The sequence below is a fragment of the Acinetobacter sp. ANC 4862 genome, from assembly GCF_004336635.1.
GTDB lineage: Bacteria > Pseudomonadota > Gammaproteobacteria > Pseudomonadales > Moraxellaceae > Acinetobacter.
In genome coordinates, this window is record NZ_SJXH01000014.1 from 1 (window position 1) to 21038 (window position 21038).

The window sequence follows — 21038 nt, forward strand, 5'->3', positions numbered from 1 at the left end:
ATGCTTTTCATAGCCTAAATGTTCAGAAAGCTCAGTATTCAGAGCGGTTTCGATCATGAACTTTTTAAATATGGCTGTCATTTGGTTTAAATCTTCAGGAGTTTTTAAACCTTTAGCTAATTCAGCTGCCATACTTTTGATTGTAGCTTCATCCATGTGAAGTACCTCTTTTTATTATCCTCAGTAGGATAAATGAAAATTAAGTACTTACACAAAATTTAGAACAGTCCCTAGTTAGTGCTTATATGGTTCACCATCGTATTAAGCACCAACCGTATTTATTAAACTACCTTAATAAATCGCTCAGCAGCTGAACTTGGCAGCCAATCTTAAGCATGTAAATATCATTAACGCGGTCAATTCATTTAAGCTCTCTGTCTTGAATTGAGTATGTCCTAAAAGAGAATAAGGGACTATTTGGCCTGTACCAAAGTCACAACGCCCATTCATAACCCAATTTTCTATTCAGACCAGACTAGAATCGTACAATCCACTCACCCTTTATATAGTGATAATCATAATCTGGTCCATAGAAAGAAGCACTGCGGTTATATCCGGCATTCATGCGTAGAAACTGGGACCCACGAATTGGGCTTTGCAAGTTCAATTCAAATAGCCGGGTAGATTGGCTCGGATCCGCATTAATTTTTTCACGTCCAAAACCAGCAGTTAAACCAGCAGACCATCCGGCAAAGCGCTGACGCCAACCTAAGGCCAGCATTGATTCTTCATAATCCTGAGGGTTGAAATACGCTCTACCTACATCCTCTTCACGACTACGGTAGATACGATATCGGGCCTGAAGTGTCAATCCCAAGTCGAGAGAAGGCTGATAGATCAATTTAATTCGGCCATGATCACGGCGATTATCATCTGAAAAAAATTGTGATCCCGCTACACCGATGACTGTGACATGCTCACCTAAGCCCTGATCCAGTGCAGCGCCCACGAAAGTGAAATTCGTCCCCTGATCCAAAGCGGGTTGTGTTTCCACCCAGTCACGATTAGCGAAAACTTCCAATGCTGTCTTTTGAGCAAGCGGTGTTCGATAACTGCCATCAAAGGTGAATAATGTATGATCACCCTGCTCAAATACACCGACTTCCAAGGACCAGCCATTTGCTGTAGCAGAATCAATTTCGCGTCCAATAAATGAGATCTTTTGACCATCTCGACGCCAATCATCAGCTTTATACTGATAAGCACTGGCACGTACACCTAAGTAATGATCTGCATTTTCATATTGAGGTAGAAATTCTGCCGATAGTTTACGAGTTTGAAAGCCTTCACTATCGTCACTAAAAAAAAATTCGGTTCCGGCAGCACGTTCACTTTGCGTCTGCTCTTCCTCTAATCCATTTGCCAGGCTAGGTGTAGTGATGCTGATGAGCAAAGGAACAAGCACATAGGTTCCAGTTTTTATGGTTTTCATTTTGTTCCCCATGTTTTTCTTGTTCTCAATAACTCATCTAAATACCCTAAAATACTGGCGGGCTGTAGCAAGAAACTGTAAAAGAGTACATACAACAAAAAGCCAATGAAGTTTTTCCGCACCTTGAGTTCCTGTGCATCAAACATTCTGCGTTCAATCGAATAATTTAACAGCCCCAGCAATAAGGCCATCGGTAATAAGGCCAGGGTCATAATACCGACAATCCAGTAGTGTCCAAAACAGGCTAGGATGATTCCTGGTATAAAACCAAAGGTGAAGGCGACATCTAACCAGGGGAAAAACATATTCCAGTAAATAAAAAACGTGGATAATCGAGGCTTGATTAAAATCCTTGGATGTTTGATAAAGGCTTCAATCATGCCGCGAGCCCAACGCTGACGCTGTTTAATAAAGACTTTGAGTGTGGTCGGTGCATTGGTAAACAGACAGGCATCCTCACAATGTCCGATACGATAGCCTGCATTCAACAATGCCCAAGTGAGTACAATATCTTCACCGACACATTCAGGCCATCCCCCCACTTCGATCAAGGCATGACGGTCATAAATAGAAAAAGCCCCTTGAGCCACCAAGGTTCCCTGATACAGGGACTGCATCCGTTTGGTCGCCGCAATCCCCAGAAAATAGTCCCATTCCTGGGTTCTGGTCAGCAAATTGTTGCGGGAATTACGTACCAGAATTGTACCTGCGACCGCACGTGTATTCGGTGGATCTTCGAGATAGCGTTCGACAATATGGATTAATGCAACCCGATGTAAGTAAGAGTCCGCATCAACGGTGATCACCAGATCATGTTGTGCCAGTTTGAGTCCTTGATTGAGTGCATTCGCCTTGCCGGCATTTTGCTTTAAATCAAGTAAAGATAGCCAGGGAAACTGTAACTGGGCTTCCCGGACAATGTCTGCGGTTTCATCTTGAGAACCGTCATTAATGACAATCACCTGCAATTCACCCGGGTAATCCTGAATACCAATACTGACTAAGGTATCCTGAATTGAAGCTGCTTCATTATAGGCGGCAACCAACATGGTAATGCCCGGATAAGAAGCTAATCGCTGTCGCTTGGGCCTTCGATCCATCATCAAGCTAAAAGCTGAAAATGAATTCATAAAGCCTGGAATAATGGCAATGCCATAAATCAGGTAAACCGCTGCAAAATAACCAATATATCCGCTAAGATCATGCAGCCAGTTTAGGGAAATCCAAATTGAAAATACTGTCCAAAAACAAGCGCCAATGAGAGCCACAACAAACTTTAACTGCACAGAAAAGTAAATTTGAGAAACTTCTCTTTTGCTTTCATCAATGATCATCAGCACTCTCTCAAATATGTCATTTCATTCATAAGACTTATGCAAGGTTATCTTCAGTAAAGTGTGTGACTGCGCTGAAACAGATGATGACCTTCTTTACATGCGTTAGTTACCGTAAATGTACGAAAATCATTATTGTTCGGAGAACGGACTTTGCTTTTTTTTAAAAAAACCTACATTTGTTATGATTATATATATTTTTGTACACTTTTTGATAAATAAGTAACACTTATTAGTCAAATTTATTTTACTCATCTTAAAGTTTTATTCTTTATTATTAAGTCATTATTATTTAGAACTGAGCCATCCACCAAGCTATCGATCTGATAAAGAAAAATTTATCCAAACTAAAAAAGCCTGCAATTTGCAGGCTTTTTACTTTAATAATTCCAGCAATTAACGCTGAACTTTTTGCTCAATCTCTTCCACGCTGGTATGGCGTACATCCAAACCTTTGACCATATAAATCACCTGTTCAGAAATATTGCGTGCATGGTCACCAATCCGCTCTAAAGAACGCAGTACCCATAACACATTGATCACACGTGAAATATGACGCGGATCTTCAATCATATAGGTCATTAAGGTACGGGTTGCAGATTGATATTCACGGTCAATATCGGCATCGGCAAGTAATACACGCAAGGCTTGATCGACATCTAAACGCGCAAAGGCATCTAAGGCATCATGAATCATCACCCGCACCTGATTGCCAATGTGACGGGTTTCCATATAGCCGCGTGGTGAATTACCTTCTTCACACAAATTCTGTGCAATACGGGCAATTTTTGCCGCTTCATCACCAATACGCTCTAAATCGGTATTGGCTTTAGACATGGCTATTACCATACGCAAATCAATTGCAGCCGGATGACGGCGTGCCAAAATCAAGGTTAAGGCTTCATCAATTTCCGTTTCTAAACGATTGACGACATTGTCCTGGAATTGCACATCAATCGCCAAGCTTGCATCTGTGTCTAATAAAGCACGAATACCGTTGGCAACTTGTTGTTCAACCATACCACCCATGGTCATAAATTTGGTATTTACATCCTGCAATTCTTCATTAAATTGCGAAGAAATATGGTGATTCAACACCGGATTATTTGGCAAGGGGGCGTACTCCACAACAGCAATTTTAGGATTAAAAATCTTGGTCAATATTAAATCATATCTAATATGAAGCTTTGATGACAAACATCCAAATGTTTAGCTCGCTGGTTTGACTACTTTATCGATCAGCCAAGCATTCATTTCTTCAACATCTTGTTCTGTTAATTTGCCAACAGCAGCTTTCAAACGTAGCACATTAATCAAGTAATCATATTGTGCATTTAAGTAATCCTGTTTGGCAGAAAAAGCATTTCGTTGCGCCAATAGCACATCTACCATGGTTTTCAAACCTTCCTGATATTGGGCTTTAGAAGCTTGAGAAACAATACTGGCCGAATCCATAGCCGCTTTACGCGCTTGTAGTTTGGCCTGATCGGTTTCCACCTGCATATAGGATTTTTTTACATCGGTATTGGCTTTACGAATGGCAGCATCCAGCTGAGCTTCACTTTTTTTCACATTCACTGCGGCTTTTTGAATGGATTTTTGCGTGCGCCCACCGTTATACACATTCCAGTTCATCTCCACGCCGATCTGATCAAACTGACCATCACTGGAAACCACATTTTGCGGGGACTGTTTGATATACCCATAAGTGCCTACCGCTTCAATTTGCGGATATAAAGCGGCTTGTTCAACGCGTTTTTGATCTTCGGCATAATGCTGTTGTATCTTTGCTTGCTGAATCGAAAGATTCTGACTCAGTGCTAAAGTAGTCCATGCTTCCAAATCTGCTGGATAAGGTTTTTGAAATTGAAAGTCGTCTCTGAGTATCGCCAAGTTTTCACGATAGGGCCCAATGATTTGTGCCAGTTGCTCTTGTGCCAAAATCAATTGCACATGAGTGGCAATCCGGTTGGCGCGTGCACTTTCATATTGCGCATTAGCTTCACTGACATCACTTTTTGCAACCAGACCTTCCCGCAATTTGGCATTCATTAAATTGAGCTGTTCCAACAAGGCTTTTTCTTCTTGTAAATTGGCCGTGGTTAAACTTTGTTGACGCAGCACATTAAAATAAGATTCGGATACATTTAAAATATGTTCTTGACGTTGTAGTTGCAAATTGATTTCACTCAAACTGACTGAGGTTTTAACTTGCTTTAAACCTTCCCAGGCATCCCAACGGAAAATCGGTTGCCGTGCAGTCATGGCAATTTGTTTAGTAGTTGAGGAGGATGCACTAAATGCGTCCGCAGGAAAACCCGGAACACTGGCCTGATTCGCATCTTGGCTTTTTCGTGTGACATTTCCAGAAACAGTAATGGTCGGAAGTAAATTTCCTTTCGCAATCCCCAGATTTAATTGATCAGCTTCATACTGTAAAAGATTCGCTTGCCAGTTTGGATCGGTAGTTTTTGCACGTTGATAGGCCTCAACCAAATCCAAAGCATAACTGCACGGACTTACAAGTAAAATACATGCACTGATGACTATTTTTATATTCATTTTTTATGGTAAATCCCTGCACCGTACCTGACCATCTGCAAACACGCATATTTCAAAGAAAACTATGCAATATTAGAGTGATCTCCTTAATTTTCCGTATGATTTTTATTAATTTTTACAATCCGCCATGCTATATCGATTCATCTATAAAATGCTAGTCCATGATCACAGCACGTAACTAAACTCCTGCACAATACTACACAGACAAAATCTTTTTTAGCTATAAAATAGCCGCAATCCACCAAAATCATTGCTGCATGTATCTAGATATCGAATGACTGTGCCTTTCAAAAAAAAATCCTCTGTAAAGCAATGCTTTCCTTTTGTCATGTTGATGCTTTTGCTCGGCTGTCAAAAACCTGAACCTCAGCCTATTCCAGAACCGCTACAAAAACAATCACAGCAAGATGAAACGGTGGATTTATCTTTATTATGCAAAAATATTGAAAAGAATATGGCAGAAATTAATGCGGAACGTACCACTTTCGCCTTGGAACAGATCAATCAAGATTTAAAATTATGTCTACCGCTGTCTACATTTAATGAACAACAGCATTTGTTAGCCTTGTCTAATCAAATGTATAACAACTTCTTAACCGTGGATAGAACACCGCCACAACAAGTGGCTTTTGAAGCGTATGCTTTTGATTTGTCCCAGCATCCAACCATTCAGCAAAACCATTTTGAACAACTGAATCTACGTGACCAATATTTATTGAAACATAAGGGTCAGGCCTATATCGAGCTGTTTGATGCAGGTAAAGGCTTGGTCAATTATCGTCGCAGTCCTGAATATTTAGCCAAAATTTTTGCACCCTACATGCCACGGGCAGAACAGGTGTTTATCGAAAATTTGGCGACACAGAATATGATGCCGGTATTTGTTGAAGATACCTTGATGATTGAACCGCACGAGATTGCAACTCGCGCCTTATTTTGGGAAGAATATTTAACTCAATATCCTAAAAGCAGCTATCGCAAAGATGCAATGTATCTTTTACAGATGTATACCCTGTTTTTATTTAAGGGCATGAACGACTCGCCTGTCTCTGACACTTATACTGATAAACATGCCATCCAAAGTAGTTCGATGGATGAAATTGAAAAATTAGCTCGGGTCAAAAATTCGTATTTAGCGCTTCAAGCAACAAAATTCCTACAATTTCTACAACTCTCTGAACAGCAGCGCTTAAAAGAAATCCCCCTGCAACTTAGTACTAAAGAACAGCAATCATTTTCTGAAAATCAGCTCACACTCAAACAATTAGATCAGTATTTAGGGTTGCAAAATTTGAACCGGTCTAAAACACGTGATTGTTTTAGTGATGCCGTTTGTCTCTAATCAAACCCTTTCAATTAAAGACCTCTAGAACCACATAAAAGCGATATTTAATGTGAATGTTTTTTAGTGCTTGGGCATGTTAATATTTGTCCATCGCTTGACGGAGCGCGAGTAATTGCTCGCTGAGATTGTGTCAGTTCTTTCTATAAAGAACTTAAGCACAAGTACCGTTGAACCTGATCAGGTTAAAACCTGCGTAGGAATCAAGCATCTAAAAACTGAAGCCCTCAATTTATCTGTATCTTGATTTTTAAAATAAATTAGACCAGATAAATCCGCCACGTTTTTGGTCGTGCTTGATTCGTTGATGTCATTCATAAGGATCATTGCAATGAACCAGTTAACGAATCTATCTGCAACAGATATTTCTGCTCAACATGAGCAAGATGCTAAAGATCTCACCCGTATTCTACCCGCTTCAAAAAAAGTCTATATCCAAGGCTCACGTGCGGATATTCAAGTCCCGATGCGTGCCATTGAACTGACCGATACCCCGACCGGTTTAGGCGGCGAACAGAATCCTGATATTCTGGTGTATGACACTTCAGGTGTGTATACCGATCCTAAAATTGCAATTGACCTGAATAAAGGTCTGCCGAATGTGCGTGAAGCCTGGATTGAAGAACGTCTAGACACAGAACGACTAGATACGCTTACATCGAAATTTGGACAGGAACGCCTAAAAGACATTCGCACAGCAGAGATTCGCTTTGCGCATATTCAAAAGCCGCGTCGTGCCAAATCAGGTAAAAATGTCACCCAGATGCATTATGCGCGTCAGGGTATCATTACCCCTGAAATGGAATATATCGCCATACGTGAAAATCAGCGCCAGCTTGAAGGTGTTGATGCACGTCAACATGTAGGTCAAAACTTCGGGGCAAAAAATCTGACCGAAATAACGCCTGAATTTGTGCGTCAGGAAGTGGCAGAAGGTCGTGCGATTATTCCAGCCAATATTAACCATCCTGAAATTGAACCAATGATTATTGGGCGTAATTTTCTAGTGAAAATCAATGCCAATATCGGTAACTCGGCACTCGGTTCAAGCATTGATGAAGAAGTGGCGAAAATGACCTGGGCGACGCGTTGGGGCGCAGACACCATCATGGATTTATCGACCGGCAAAAACATTCATGAAACCCGGGAATGGATTATTCGCAATTCTCCGGTTCCAATTGGTACGGTTCCGATCTATCAAGCACTGGAAAAAGTCGATGGTGTTGCTGAAGATTTAACTTGGGAAATTTTTAAAGACACCTTGATTGAACAAGCTGAACAAGGTGTGGATTACTTCACCATTCATGCCGGTGTATTGCTTCGCTATGTTCCCCTCACCGCAAACCGTTTAACCGGGATTGTCTCGCGTGGTGGATCCATCATGGCGCAGTGGTGCCTCGCCCATCATCAGGAAAACTTCCTCTATACCCATTTTGATGAAATCTGCGAGATCATGAAAGCCTATGACGTATCATTCAGTTTAGGCGATGGCTTACGTCCGGGTTGTATTCAGGATGCCAATGATGAAGCACAATTTTCAGAATTACGGACTTTAGGTGAACTGACCCATCGCGCGTGGCAACATGATGTTCAAGTCATGATTGAAGGTCCGGGTCATGTGCCAATGCATATGATTAAAGAAAATATGGATCTGCAGCTTGAAGTCTGCCAAGAAGCACCTTTCTATACGCTAGGCCCTTTAACTACAGATATTGCTCCGGGTTATGACCATATTACTTCAGCAATTGGTGCAGCGATGATTGGCTGGTACGGTACAGCCATGTTGTGTTATGTCACCCCGAAAGAACATCTGGGCTTGCCGAACAAGAAAGATGTTAAAGATGGCATCATCACGTATAAAATTGCTGCCCATGCTGCCGATTTAGCCAAAGGTCATCCGGGTTCCCAAGTTCGTGACAATGCTTTATCCAAAGCGCGTTTTGAATTCCGTTGGGAAGACCAGTTTAACTTGAGTCTTGACCCGGATACTGCACGCAGCATGCATGATGAGACCATGCCAAAGGAAGCGCATAAATCAGCGCATTTTTGTTCGATGTGCGGACCTAAGTTCTGCTCCATGAAAATCACCCAAAATGTGAGAGATTATGCGAAAAATCAAAGCAACGAGGAGCATAGCCAAGAACAAAATGCAGAGATAGAAGCAGGATTCGAAACGATGAAAACCACCTACCAAGAACATGGTCAAAAATTGTACCACAAGCTTTAATTTGGCAAAAAACTCTTTTATTTTCATAAAATTCTCGGTTAGGATGAATGATTGCTTTTCATCCTGACTGAGCTATATGAATATTATTAGACAAGCAACATATAACAGCGACGAAGTCAAAATCCAGTCACGTGAATATCTGTTCCGTGGCTTCATTCAGGTTGAAAAAGTCAGTCTCCAACATCGTTTATTTAATCAAACTGAATACACGCCAGTGATTCAACGTGAACTTATTCACCGACCTGAAGCTGCCGGGGTACTGATTTATGATGATGCCCAACAAAAATTTGCCTTAATTGAACAATTCCGTGTCGGTGCAATGGATGATTCAGATTCAGCCTGGCAACTGGAAATTATTGCCGGTGTGCTGGATGGTGATGAATCGCCTGAAAGCTGTATCCGCCGTGAGAGTTTAGAAGAATCTGGTTGTAAGATTGATCAGTTACAGCACTTATTCAGTTTTTATCCATCTGCAGGTGCCTGCTCAGAATTGTTTCATTTATACAGTGCACAAGCGAATCTGCCTGAACAAGGCGGGATCTTTGGCATGCCTGATGAAAGCGAAAATATTCAATTGCATCTGATTGACTACAGTGAAATTAAAAACTTATTCACCAATGGCCGATTAAGAAATGCACCGGTCATTATGGCATTGCAATGGTTGCAACAACATATTAAAACGACAAGGAATGTCTAAGGAGTCAGACATGACTTTATCCGATTACAATGAAACCCAGCAAGACTGGACCATTATTCAAATTTCAGATACACATTTGATGAATCAGGAAGATTTAGAATTTGCGCACATGAATCCTGAACAGAGCTTTCATGCCGTGATGAAGCAAATTCAGCAGCAATATCCAAATGTGGATGTGATCATTCATACCGGTGATTTAGCACAAGTGCCTGTGAAAGAAACCTATAGCCGTTATTTGGCATTTATGCAGCGTTTAGGTATCCCGTTTTATCAAATTCCGGGCAACCATGACGATATGGATCTGTTCCCTTTCTACCATAATCAAAATCAGGTTCATGCGATTCATTTTGGCCCATGGAGCATGGTGTTATTAAATAGCGCTGTGCGTGGCAAAATTGATGGCTGGATTGAGGAAGAGCAACTGCAACAACTGGATCGAATTTTATCTAAATTCCAACAGCAATTTGTGATTGTTGCATGTCATCATCATCCTTTCGATATGCAGTCCAAGTGGATCGATCAACATAAATTGAAAAACACTGAAAATTTAACCGATATTTTAGCTAAGCACAGTAATGTGAAGGCAGTAATAAGTGGTCATGTTCATCAAGACGCCTTGAATGAATGGAAAAATATTCAGTTTTTTTCAACACCTTCAACCTGTGTCCAGTTCAAACCTTTAAGTGATGATTTTGCGCTAGATGAAGAAGCACCGGGGTTTCGGGTGCTGCATTTGAAAGCAAATGGCGAGTTACAAACTGAAATTTATCGTACCGAAAAGGCGCAACAAAAAATTAATGTTGAAATTTCAGGTTATTAACTTTTCATTTTGCTTTTTTTCTATTACTTTATGGCTTCAAAAGGAAACGTGATAGATTGAATCCAGGCATCAAAGACTATCAAAAAGCACAAAAAGTCTATATGATGACGCCCCTCGAAGGAGAATCTCCTGAGGGTTGGATAAAAACACTTGCATATCACCATATTTTTTGCGTATAGATAATACGTATATGATGAGGAATGCCCTAAATGGCGAATGACAACCAAAATCAAGTCTTGGACGAACAAACTGATGTTGTAGATGAAAAATCTACAAAACGTGTGCGAAAAACCAAGCCAAAAGCGTCAGAAAGTGGTTCTACTGCTAGCTTATTTGGTATTGCACCTTATCAGCCGAAAAAAAATGAAGAATACATGTCCGAAGGACAGCTTGAGCATTTCCGCCAAATTCTGTTGGCATGGAAAGAAGAGCTAATGTCTGAAGTGGATCGTACCTTAAACACCATGCAGGATGAAAATACTGCATTGCCTGACGTCAATGACCGTGCGACACAAGAAGAAGAGTTTGCCATTGAACTGCGTACACGTGACCGTGAACGTAAATTGATCCGTAAAATTGAGCAATCAATTGAAGCGATTAAAAACGATGACTATGGTTTCTGTGAAACGTGTGGTATTGAAATTGGTCTGCGTCGTCTTGAAGCACGTCCAACTGCAACCCTTTGTATTGACTGCAAAACTTTAGCAGAAATCAAAGAGAAGCAAAATAACGGTTAATTGCAGTTAATGCTTAATAATCCTCCCCTAACCCCTTCTTTAATCAAGGAGGGGGATAACAGGATGGCTTATGTGGGTCGGTTTGCGCCATCGCCAACCGGCCCTTTGCATTTTGGCTCACTGCTCACGGCTGTAGCCAGTTACTGTGATGCACGTGCGCATAATGGCAAATGGCTGGTCCGGATTGAAGATACCGACATTCCGCGTATTTATCCCGGCAGTGAAGATCATATCCTGCGTTCAATTGAAGCCTTTCAATTTGAAGCTGATGCAGAAATAATTTTCCAAAAAGACCGTTTAGACATTTACGATGCTGTCATTGATCAACTGCATCAAAACCATTTGGTGTATGCCTGCCAATGCACCCGCAAAATGCTGGGTTCGAATCATATCTATACCGGAACTTGCCGCGATCTAAATCTACCTTTTGAGCAGCAAGCCATTCGTGTCAAAGTGTCCGATCAAGAAATTTGCTTTAGCGATCGTCTGCAAGGAATACATTGTTCCAATCTTCAACAAGACCTTGGAGATTTTGTGCTCAAGCGTCGGGATGGCATTATTAACTATCAACTGGCTGTGGTGGTGGATGATTATCTGCAAGGCATGACCCATGTGGTTCGTGGTGCAGACCTGCTGGATAATACTGAACGGCAAATCTGGCTCGGTTCGATACTGGGTTATCCAAAACTTGAATATATACACCTGCCTTTGGCCATGAATAATCAGGGACAAAAGCTCTCTAAACAGAACATGGCGCAAGCCCTCGATCTCAACCGCGCACCTGAATTACTCCAGCAAGCGATTCGCGCCTTGCATCAAGCTGAAGTCGATTTAGACACTCCAGCACATATGCTCAGGCAAGCCATCGCGCAGTGGGATACCCAACAGATTCCACACACAATGCAACTGCAGGGCACTTATTTATAAAATTAAAAATGCGCTAAGCTAAAAGATAAACTTCAAAAAAGAGCTCAGTCTATGTTTTTTATTTTTGGAATAGGTCCGAAAACCAAAATCATTCAGAAAAGTCAGTTTCTTTGCCCGGTATGCAGGACCAGAAGCGGATATGAATTAAAACAACAGCGTAATTATTTTTCTTTATTTTTTATCCCACTGATTCCCCTTTCAAAGGCAAAAGGAGAATTTGTGAAATGTCTGAATTGTGGAACTGAAATGCCAAGCACAGTATTAAACCATGCTCAGCCAGATTAAGGAATAATAGCCAAACTTAGAGACGAGCAACCTTAGAAGCTGGATTCTTCTTTGCTTGGATTGGCTTTTTGCGTGGTGGCATCAATTTTTAAAATCAAACTGATCATCACCGCACACATAATTAACGATGAACCGCCATAACTAATAAACGGCAGGGTCAAACCTTTGGTTGGCAGCATGCCCATATTCATCCCTGCATTCACCAGAATTTGCAGCAGGAAAATAATACTGATGCCATAGGCCAAATAGCCTGCGCGCAAATATTGGTGTTGCAACGCGCGATGTCCGATTTTAATACAGCACACCAGCATCACAAAGGACAAGACCAACACGGTACTGATACCAAAGAAGCCAAACTCTTCACCTAAAATTGCCAGCATAAAGTCGGTATGGGCTTCAGGGAGATAGGACATTTTCTGGATACTATGTCCCAGCCCCACTCCAACCCATTCCCCCCGACCAAAGGCCATCAGGGCGTTGGAAAGCTGGTAACCAGTGCCTAGTGGATCAGCCCAAGGATCGGTAAAAGATAGCGCGCGTTGTAAGCGGTATGGCTCAAAGATAATCGCGGCAGCCAAACCCAGAATAATCGCCAGCATGAAACCGATAAACTGGATTGGCGGTGCTCCGGCTAAAAAGAACACCCCCAAAATCATCAAGACAATTACTGCAGTTGCACCCAAGTCCGGTTCCGCCAGAATCAAACCGACCGTAATCACCATGACGCCGCCCAAGCGGAACAGACCAGAGAGGTTATTTCGAACCTCTTCTGCCCTGCGCACCACATAATCGGCGGTAAAAATAGCCATCATGACCTTGGCCACTTCAGAAGCCTGCAAGGTAAAGCCGGCGATCCGAATCCATCGGGTAGAACCATTGACTTCCGTGCCGACCACCAAAACCACCGCCAGCAACAGAATGGTCATAATCCACAATGGAAAGGTATTATTGAACCAGATATTTAACGACACTTTATAGGTCAAAAATGCGGCTACCGCGGCCACAAGAATTGAAATCCCATGTCGGATCACATAGTGAAACGCATTTTCATGTAACCGGTCTGCATAGGGCATCGATGCCGATGCCACCATGATTGAACCGATACACAACAATGCAATCACGCAAAAAATCAGCACATTACGCGGTGTAACTTCAGCAGGGATTTTAGCTCCCCACTCATTATAGACCTGATTAATTTTACTTATGGTCGTCTGAGCTAACCCAGCCATACAACGTTCCTTATCATTCTTCTAAGCAAGTGTGTTCACACATTCAACAAACTGGTGTCCACGTTCACTATAACCTTTAAACATATCAAAACTTGCACATGCAGGTGACAATAGCACCACATCATTGGCTTGTGTATGTTGCTGGCATAATTCCACCGCTTCTTTTAACGATTCCGCATGGAGCAATGTCGTTGTTCCGGCAATGGCTTTTTCAATCACTGGTCGGTCTTCACCAATCAATACCGCAACTTTGGCATATTTAGTGAGGGCATCGCGAAGTGCTGTAAAGTCCTGCCCTTTGCCTTGCCCCCCTAAAATAATCGCCACTTTGCCCTGTTGCGGCTCAATGGCAGCGCCTAGACCGTCAATTGCAGCTAATGTCGCACCAATATTGGTGCCTTTGGAGTCATTGTAATAACGTACCCCATGCACTTCTTTGACGAATTCACAGCGGTGCTCCAAGCCTTTAAAGGTTTTTAAAGTATTCAGCATCGACTCAAGCGGTAAACCAATTGCTTCACCTAAGGCCAAGCATGCCAAAGCATTGGCTACATTGTGGGTACCCTGAATGTACATGTCGGAACTTTTTAGTAAACGCTCACGACCACGTGCCAACCAGATTGTGCCATCATCTTCTTTTAAGATGCCATATTGATTCATATCTGGGGCATTTAAACCAAAGCTTTGCATCGGTGTCGCATCTGGAACCAAGGGACGAGTCAATGAGTCATCACGGTTAAACACCACTTTTTTCACACCTTGGAAAATACGGTGTTTTGCAGTGTGATAACCAAACATATCGCCATGGCGGTCTAAGTGGTCTTCACTCAAATTAAGCACGACTGCGACTTCTGCGGCCAAATTAGAGGTGGTTTCCAACTGGAAGCTGGAAAGTTCCAAGATATACAGTTCAGGATTATCCTTGGTTAAATCCAGTGCCGGACGTCCCAAGTTCCCACCGACTGCCACTTTAATTCCGGCGTCTTTCGCCATTAAGCCAATCAGGGTAGTCACGGTACTTTTGGCATTTGAACCGGTGATTGCCATAATCGGCTTATCTGTGGCACGGCGTAAAATTTGAATTTCACTGACCACTGGAATGCCCTTGGCAATCGCGGCCTGAATTGCAGGCGTTTTTGGATCAAGCCCCGGGCTAATCACAATTTCTTCGGCCTGTAATAACATCTCCTGATCGAGCTGACCAAAACTGGTTTGAACTTCGCTTGGAATTTGATCGTGTCCCGGTGGCGTCTTTCGAGAATCTGTTACTGCAACGCGGTAGCCATTTTCATGTAAGAAATTTACTGCTGCAACACCTGAAATTCCGAGCCCTGCAACGACTTTTAATCCACCACGTTGTATTAACATTTTTACCCCATATCTTGGTATGTTTTTAAAACTGGCAAAATGTTAGCACTTTGCTCTTTTGAATGCTTTTTCTGTTTTGACTTTATGAGTCTTTTTTTGTGTCCGCGCGTAAAAAAACCGTCATAAAAAAGACGGTTTTTTTAAATTGAGCACAAACTCGGAATTTATTTCCACTTTACGGCCTGAACTTCCGGTTTAGTCTTAACGTTATCCTCAGTTGCAGAACAGCCACAGCTTCCTCCGCAACCGGAAACCATCGCGGGCTTTAACCATTTGGCTAAAGTGAACCAGCCCTGCTGGGCACAAAAACTGGACAACTGCATGAAGACTGAGTTTGCCGTCTTAGGAAACACCTTTTTGAAGACCACAATTGCACTCCAAATCACCAATGCCGCAACAATCACAACTTCAATCATCTCAATCTCCTGTGCAGATTATTTTCAGTCAACTGAACCCAATCCAATTAACCCAAATAGTGGGTTGCAATTTGATAGGTCAGAAAAGACATCAAATAAGCCAAACCAAATAAATAAGCGGTCATAAAGCTCACGGTTTTCCATGAACCTGTTTCACGGCGCACGGTCGCCAGTGTAGCCAGACAATGTGGTGCATAGATAAACCAGACCAGCAGTGATAAACCGGTCGCCAATGACCAGCCCAGGTCACCTGTGCCACCGATAATAGAGGCCAAGCCTTGTGACATGGCATCCTCATCTACCGCAGAAAGCGCATAGACTGTACCCAATGCAGCCACCACCACTTCACGTGCGGCCATGGCAGGAATCAAGGCAATACAGATTTGCCAGTTAAAGCCCAGCGGGGCAAAAATCGGTTGCATCAGATGACCCAGCATTCCGGCAAAGGAATAATCAATTGCCGGAGCAGTTGCACCGTCCGGAGCTTGCGGGAAAGTACACAAGAACCAAAGCAAAATAGACAGCGCGAAGATGATGCCACCGACACGTTTCAAGAAAATTTTGGCGCGATCCAGCAAACCAATCCAAATGCTTTTCACATCTGGAAAACGGTAGCTTGGCAATTCCATCAGCAACATATGTTGTGATTTATCTTTTTGAAAGAATTTCAGAACGAAAGATACCATCAGCGCACTGACAATCCCGGCCATATATAGAGCAAACAACACCAGACCTTGCAGGTTAAACACGCCCCAAACCATATATTCAGGAATAAAGGCGGCAATCAGCAAGGCATATACTGGTAAACGGGCTGAACAGGTCATTAGCGGTGCCACAAAAATCGTGGTTAAACGGTCACGCGGATCACTGATGCTACGGGTTGCCATAATCCCCGGGACTGCACAGGCAAAACTGGATAACAGCGGAATAAAGGCACGACCACTTAAGCCGGCTTTAAACATCAGTTTATCCAGCAAAAACGCAGCACGCGGTAAATAACCCGACTCTTCTAACACCAAAATAAAGAAGAACAGAATCAAAATTTGTGGCAAGAACACCACCACACCGCCCGCACCGGCGATAATGCCATCCACCACCAAACTGTTCAGTAATGGATGCGATATGTGCGGTCCAACATATTCACCCAGCCAGCCAAAGAAGGCTTCAATCCCATCCATAAACGGTGCAGCCCAGGCAAATACCGCCTGAAAAACCACAAACATCATCAGCGCCAGACTGACCAACCCCAAAACCGGATGTAAAAATATTTTATCGAGGAAGTCGGAGCGTTTATCTTCCTGCTCAACTGAATGCACCACATCATGCAAAATCGTAGTGATTTTATGATGATTATCGCCCGTCAAGCCGCTGAGCTCAGTATGCGGGATCGAATATTTACCTTGATCCAGCGCATTCATCAGGTTTTCAATGCCCGAATTACGCACCGCAACGGTTTCCACCACAGGAATACCTAAACGTTCCGCCAATTTTTGCGTATTAATTTGCATGCCACGGCGACGCGCTTCATCCATCATATTCAGCACAAGCAGAATTGGACGGCCCAGCTCGATCATTTCCAAAACCAAACCTAAATGCAGTTTCAGGTTCGTGGCATCGACCACACACAAGAACGCATCTTGCTGACCTTCTTCGGCAATTTTACCTTGTACGACATCACGAGTAATCGCTTCATCCGGACTGGTGGCATCTAAGCTATAAGTTCCAGGCAAATCCAGAACACGGACTGGCTTACCGGATGGCAAGGTGAACTGCCCCACCTTACGTTCAACCGTGACACCGGCATAGTTGGCGACTTTCTGACGTGTACCAGTCAGATGGTTAAATAATGATGTTTTACCGCAGTTTGGGTTACCTACCAGGGCAATACGCAGCGCATCACTCATGCAGGTGCTCCCTCAAGATTAATTTCAATTTTTTCAGCTTCAACTTTACGCAGTGCGAATCGGGTAAATCCAACTTGAATCAAAATCGGGTCGCCACCAAAAATACCTTTGGTAATGACCTGTACTTTTGTGCCTGGAACAAAACCTAGAGTCTCTAAACGACTTGCCACTAAATCGTTTTGAGCAATATTGCCATCTAAAGTTCTGTTGACTTTGCTGATGATGGCTGTTTGTTTCACTTTTAAATCAGATAAACGCACCGCATCTAATCCTAAAATATTTTGAACAGTATACAAACAAATGAGAATAATTACCAAGTAAGGTTTATTCCAATTCTCATCTTGTTCTGTTACATCGACATTACTGCAGAATTGTTCTAAATTGATCCAAGCCAAGAAAAACTTGGATTTTTCATTCAATGTAGAAGTGACATGCTTAATAAAAAACCTCGTATCCCTGCTCCTGTGAGCATTCCTGAACATTTAAGTTTTTTACAGGGTTTCCGAGATTATTTAATTGCACAAACCGTCAGTCCGCATACCCGCAATGCTTATCTGTCTGATTTAGTTCAATGTAGTGAATGTAATCCCAACTCAATGCCAGATTGGAACAGTGATGACATTTCCGATGTTCTATTAAGCCTGACCAAACAAGGCAAAAGCCCACGTTCGATTGCGCGATCACTTTCTGCACTGCGGTCTTTTTATAAGTTTTTACGTGAACAAAAACTGCGCTCTGACAATCCGGTTGCGACCCACAAAACCCCTAAAATTGGTCGTTCGCTCCCGAAAGATATTTCCGAACAGGAAGTTGAAGCCTTAATTCATGCACCCGATGTTGAAACGGCTTTGGGTTTACGTGATCGCGCCATGCTTGAAGTGCTGTATGCCTGCGGGTTGCGGGTAACTGAACTCCTCAATTTGCGGCTTGAATTGATTAATTTGAAACAAGGCTATTTACGTATTGTCGGCAAAGGCAATAAAGAACGTCTGGTGCCTTTAGGGCAAGTGGCTTGTGAGTGGATTGAAAAATACCTCACTGAAGCACGTTCCAGTTTGTATAAATCTGCCACTGATTATGTGTTTTTAACCCAGCACGGCGGCATTATGAGCCGACAAAATTTCTGGTATGCCATTAAACGCTATGCGCTACAAGCTGGAGTGCAGGCTGAATTATCGCCGCATACTTTACGCCATGCCTTCGCCACCCATTTACTCAATCATGGTGCGGACTTACGTGTCGTTCAGATGTTATTGGGTCACAGTGATTTATCGACCACGCAAATTTATACTCACGTGGCTCAAATCCGAATGCAACAACTGCATGCTACCCATCACCCGCGTGCTTAGCATGATCTTCATTCATCATCTAAGACCAAGAAGTGTTAACGAGCGCGGCTTTTTTTTTGTTATGCTAAGCCACCAATTTTTATCTATAGCTAAAAGAAAGGGTTATTTATGTCATTTACCCGCTCAAAAATTTTTATTGCATGCACCTTGGCAAGCAGCCTGCTAATCACTGCTTGTTCCAACTCAAATAACGATGAAAAAAAGCAAGGTACTTTAACGGCTAGTGCACCCGCAACCGGACAGGCATCGAATATTTCCGAGCGCAATGCACAGCAGCGTTTGATTAACACACTGCAACAGCACTTTAAAAAAGCCAATATCAATGCCAAAGTTTTAGATATTAAAGCCACTGAAGTACCGAATTTGTATTGGGTCAATCTTGAAGGCATGTCATCGGTTTATGCCACCGCAGATGGGAAATACATTATTCAAGGTGATGTACTGCGTTTGGGCGATAGTAAAATTCATAATGTCAGTGAAAACCTACAATCTGCTGCCAATAAAAAACTACTGGCGAGCTTAAAAACTGAAGACCTGCTGGTTTATAAAGCGCAAGGCAAAACCAAACATATTGTGTATGTATTTACCGATGCCAGCTGTCCGTATTGCCATAAACTGCATGAACACATGAGCGAAATTAATGCCAAAGGCATTGAAGTGCGTTATATCGCATGGCCACGTGGCGAACAGTTCATGCCAGCCATGGAAAGCGTGTGGTGTAGTGAAGATCGTCAGGCAGCCTTTAATCAAGCCATTGCCGGTGCGCCTCTTGCTCCTGCAACCTGTAAAAATCCAGTCCGGGCACAATACCAATTGGGTCTGAATATGGGCGTCAATGGTACCCCTGCGATTTATAATCAAGAGGGTGTTTACCTCGGTGGATACCTATCTCCAGAGGAATTAGCAGAGCGCTTAAATAACTAATTTTTATTCGTTAAATTACTGTTTTTTATAGTTGCAGATAAAGTTATTTCTTTCCTAGAGTCTCATGCTTTTTTTAGCTATGATCTAGGTTCGCTTAAAATTGATTAGATATTGGAGTGTGACGTGAAACCAGTTCGTCTGGCAATCCTCGGTCTTGGTACTGTAGGTGGTGGTGCCCTTAAACTTTTAAAAGAAAACGCTGCTGAGATTAGACGTCGCACCGGTCGAGAAATTGAAATTACCCATGTCGGTACACGTCGTCCGCGTCCTGATTTGGATCTTCCAGAATCTGTAAAACACAGTGCCGATCTGCTCGATATCGTTCGTCAGCCTGATGTCGATGTCGTGGTGGAAGTCATGGGCGGTATCCACCCTGCCTATGAAGTCATCATGGAAGCCATGAAACATGGCAAGCATATTGTGACTGCCAACAAAGCGTTATTGGCTGAACATGGCAATGAATTATTTAAAGCGGCCGAAGACAATGCCGTGCAAATTGCCTATGAAGCGGCAGTTGCCGGTGGCATTCCAATTATCAAAGTCATCCGTGAAGGTTTGGCAGCCAATAAAATTGACTGGTTGGCAGGTATTATTAATGGTACAGGCAACTTTATTTTAAGTGAAATGCGTGAAAAAGGTCGTGCTTTTGAAGATGTACTGAAAGAAGCGCAAGAACTGGGTTATGCAGAAGCTGATCCTACCTTTGACGTCGAAGGGATTGATGCTGCACATAAACTGACGATTCTGGCTTCATGTGCATTTGGTATTCCGCTACAGTTTGATAAAGTCTTTACTGAAGGGATTGGCAAAGTCACTGCACAAGATGTGAAATATGCAGAAGACTTGGGCTTCCGTATCAAACACTTGGGTATTGCACGCCGTACCGATGCCGGAATTGAATTACGTGTGCATCCGACTTTAATTCCAGATGATCAGCTGATTGCCAATGTTAACGGCGTGAAAAATGCAGTTCTGGTACAAGCCAATGCAGTCGGTCCAACCCTTTATTACGGTGCTGGCGCAGGTGCAGGTCCAACCGCTTCTGCGGTTGTCGCGGATGTAGTGGATATCGTTCGTGATATCATTTATACCGAAGATGGCGCAGGAACCATTCCGCAATTGGCCTTTGAAGCCTTAACGGATTTGCCAATTTTAACGCGTGAACAAATGACCACGGGCTATTACATTCGTATTAATGCCGAAGATCAAATGGGCGTACTTGCCGATGTCACCACGATTTTAAGTCGTGCCGGAATCAGTATTGATGCCATCATGCAGCAACCGCGCTTAAAAGACCTGATTCCGATCGTGATTTTAACTGATCCTATCGTTGAATCAAAAATGGATGAAGCGTTAAAACAGATTCAAGCATTGCCTTTCATTCATGGCGAAATTGTACGGATTCGTTTAGAATCGCTTGATAATTAATCGGGTTGAGGGGAGTATTTCCCCTTGCCAAGCTCTACACACAATTGGAACATCATC

19 protein-coding genes, 1 pseudogene and 1 riboswitch are annotated in these 21038 nt (G+C 42.7%); of the genes and pseudogenes, 10 read left to right on the forward strand and 10 right to left on the reverse strand.

Annotation, left to right across the window (positions count from 1 at the left end):
- The 5 genes and pseudogenes from E0409_RS07920 to abuO all read right to left on the reverse strand — a co-directional run.
- Window positions 1-156: pseudogene (locus E0409_RS07920) on the reverse strand (IS256 family transposase); the annotation flags it as partial.
- Between the two features lie 319 nt (window positions 157-475).
- The gene (locus tag E0409_RS07925) at window positions 476-1432 is read right to left on the reverse strand and encodes a hypothetical protein (RefSeq protein WP_171458797.1); all 957 of its coding nucleotides are present in this window, start codon (window positions 1430-1432) and stop codon (window positions 476-478) included.
- The gene (locus E0409_RS07930) at window positions 1429-2766 is read right to left on the reverse strand and encodes a glycosyltransferase family 2 protein (RefSeq protein WP_252151786.1); all 1338 of its coding nucleotides are present in this window, start codon (window positions 2764-2766) and stop codon (window positions 1429-1431) included. Before E0409_RS07930 ends, E0409_RS07925 begins: the two co-directional genes overlap by 4 nt.
- Before the next feature lie 396 nt (window positions 2767-3162).
- Window positions 3163-3879: a phosphate signaling complex protein PhoU gene (phoU, locus tag E0409_RS07935; RefSeq protein ID WP_131289586.1), complete on the reverse strand. Its 717-nt coding sequence runs from the start codon at window positions 3877-3879 to the stop codon at window positions 3163-3165.
- A 96-nt stretch (window positions 3880-3975) separates the two neighbouring features.
- A complete protein-coding gene (gene abuO, locus E0409_RS07940) occupies window positions 3976-5328 on the reverse strand; it encodes a multidrug efflux outer membrane protein AbuO (protein ID WP_131289481.1) in 1353 nt (450 codons plus the stop codon).
- A 274-nt stretch (window positions 5329-5602) separates the two neighbouring features.
- On the opposite strand from abuO, the gene E0409_RS07945 reads away from it, so the two are divergent.
- The 7 genes from E0409_RS07945 to E0409_RS07975 all read left to right on the forward strand — a co-directional run bounded on the left by E0409_RS07945 (window position 5603) and on the right by E0409_RS07975 (window position 12363).
- Window positions 5603-6670 (forward strand): hypothetical protein, encoded by a 1068-nt coding sequence (locus E0409_RS07945; protein ID WP_213073362.1) that lies wholly within the window; start codon window positions 5603-5605, stop codon window positions 6668-6670.
- A 91-nt stretch (window positions 6671-6761) separates the two neighbouring features.
- Window positions 6762-6890: riboswitch (TPP riboswitch) on the forward strand.
- A 111-nt stretch (window positions 6891-7001) separates the two neighbouring features.
- A complete protein-coding gene (thiC, locus tag E0409_RS07950) occupies window positions 7002-8897 on the forward strand; it encodes a phosphomethylpyrimidine synthase ThiC (RefSeq protein WP_131289483.1) in 1896 nt (631 codons plus the stop codon).
- Between the two features lie 76 nt (window positions 8898-8973).
- Window positions 8974-9594, forward strand: coding sequence for an NUDIX domain-containing protein (locus E0409_RS07955; RefSeq protein ID WP_131289485.1), 621 nt, complete (start codon window positions 8974-8976; stop codon window positions 9592-9594).
- A 10-nt stretch (window positions 9595-9604) separates the two neighbouring features.
- Complete coding sequence (gene cpdA / locus E0409_RS07960; protein ID WP_131289487.1) at window positions 9605-10414, forward strand: 3',5'-cyclic-AMP phosphodiesterase; 810 nt, start codon at window positions 9605-9607, stop codon at window positions 10412-10414.
- Between the two features lie 209 nt (window positions 10415-10623).
- Window positions 10624-11151 (forward strand): RNA polymerase-binding protein DksA, encoded by a 528-nt coding sequence (gene dksA / locus E0409_RS07965; RefSeq protein WP_067722416.1) that lies wholly within the window; start codon window positions 10624-10626, stop codon window positions 11149-11151.
- A 9-nt stretch (window positions 11152-11160) separates the two neighbouring features.
- Window positions 11161-12078 carry a tRNA glutamyl-Q(34) synthetase GluQRS gene (gluQRS, locus tag E0409_RS07970; RefSeq protein ID WP_171458798.1) on the forward strand — a complete coding sequence of 306 codons (918 nt, stop codon included), beginning with the start codon at window positions 11161-11163 and terminating at the stop codon, window positions 12076-12078.
- A gap of 51 nt (window positions 12079-12129) precedes the next feature.
- Entirely contained in the window at window positions 12130-12363 is a 234-nt protein-coding gene (locus E0409_RS07975; protein ID WP_131289491.1) for a zinc-ribbon domain-containing protein, read from the forward strand.
- Between the two features lie 32 nt (window positions 12364-12395).
- Here the strand turns inward: E0409_RS07975 and ftsW are convergent, their stop codons facing one another.
- The 5 genes from ftsW to E0409_RS08000 all read right to left on the reverse strand — a co-directional run bounded on the left by ftsW (window position 12396) and on the right by E0409_RS08000 (window position 17540).
- Window positions 12396-13592, reverse strand: coding sequence for a putative lipid II flippase FtsW (gene ftsW / locus E0409_RS07980; protein ID WP_131289493.1), 1197 nt, complete (start codon window positions 13590-13592; stop codon window positions 12396-12398).
- Between the two features lie 21 nt (window positions 13593-13613).
- Window positions 13614-14960 carry a UDP-N-acetylmuramoyl-L-alanine--D-glutamate ligase gene (murD, locus tag E0409_RS07985; RefSeq protein WP_131289495.1) on the reverse strand — a complete coding sequence of 449 codons (1347 nt, stop codon included), beginning with the start codon at window positions 14958-14960 and terminating at the stop codon, window positions 13614-13616.
- Between the two features lie 164 nt (window positions 14961-15124).
- Window positions 15125-15376, reverse strand: a complete 252-nt coding sequence (locus E0409_RS07990; protein WP_131289497.1) for a DUF6587 family protein — start codon at window positions 15374-15376, stop codon at window positions 15125-15127.
- Window positions 15377-15423: 47 nt separating this feature from the next.
- Window positions 15424-17280, reverse strand: a complete 1857-nt coding sequence (feoB, locus tag E0409_RS07995) for a ferrous iron transporter B (RefSeq protein WP_131289499.1) — start codon at window positions 17278-17280, stop codon at window positions 15424-15426.
- Complete coding sequence (locus E0409_RS08000; RefSeq protein WP_131289590.1) at window positions 17277-17540, reverse strand: FeoA family protein; 264 nt, start codon at window positions 17538-17540, stop codon at window positions 17277-17279. Before E0409_RS08000 ends, feoB begins: the two co-directional genes overlap by 4 nt.
- A gap of 171 nt (window positions 17541-17711) precedes the next feature.
- Between E0409_RS08000 and xerD the strand changes: the two genes are divergently transcribed.
- From xerD to E0409_RS08015, 3 genes are all read left to right on the forward strand, one after another.
- Window positions 17712-18629 carry a site-specific tyrosine recombinase XerD gene (gene xerD, locus E0409_RS08005; protein ID WP_131289501.1) on the forward strand — a complete coding sequence of 306 codons (918 nt, stop codon included), beginning with the start codon at window positions 17712-17714 and terminating at the stop codon, window positions 18627-18629.
- 108 nt (window positions 18630-18737) lie between these two features.
- Window positions 18738-19553: a DsbC family protein gene (locus tag E0409_RS08010; protein ID WP_131289503.1), complete on the forward strand. Its 816-nt coding sequence runs from the start codon at window positions 18738-18740 to the stop codon at window positions 19551-19553.
- 123 nt (window positions 19554-19676) lie between these two features.
- Entirely contained in the window at window positions 19677-20981 is a 1305-nt protein-coding gene (locus tag E0409_RS08015; protein WP_131289505.1) for a homoserine dehydrogenase, read from the forward strand.
- Window positions 20982-21038: the final 57 nt, after the last annotated feature.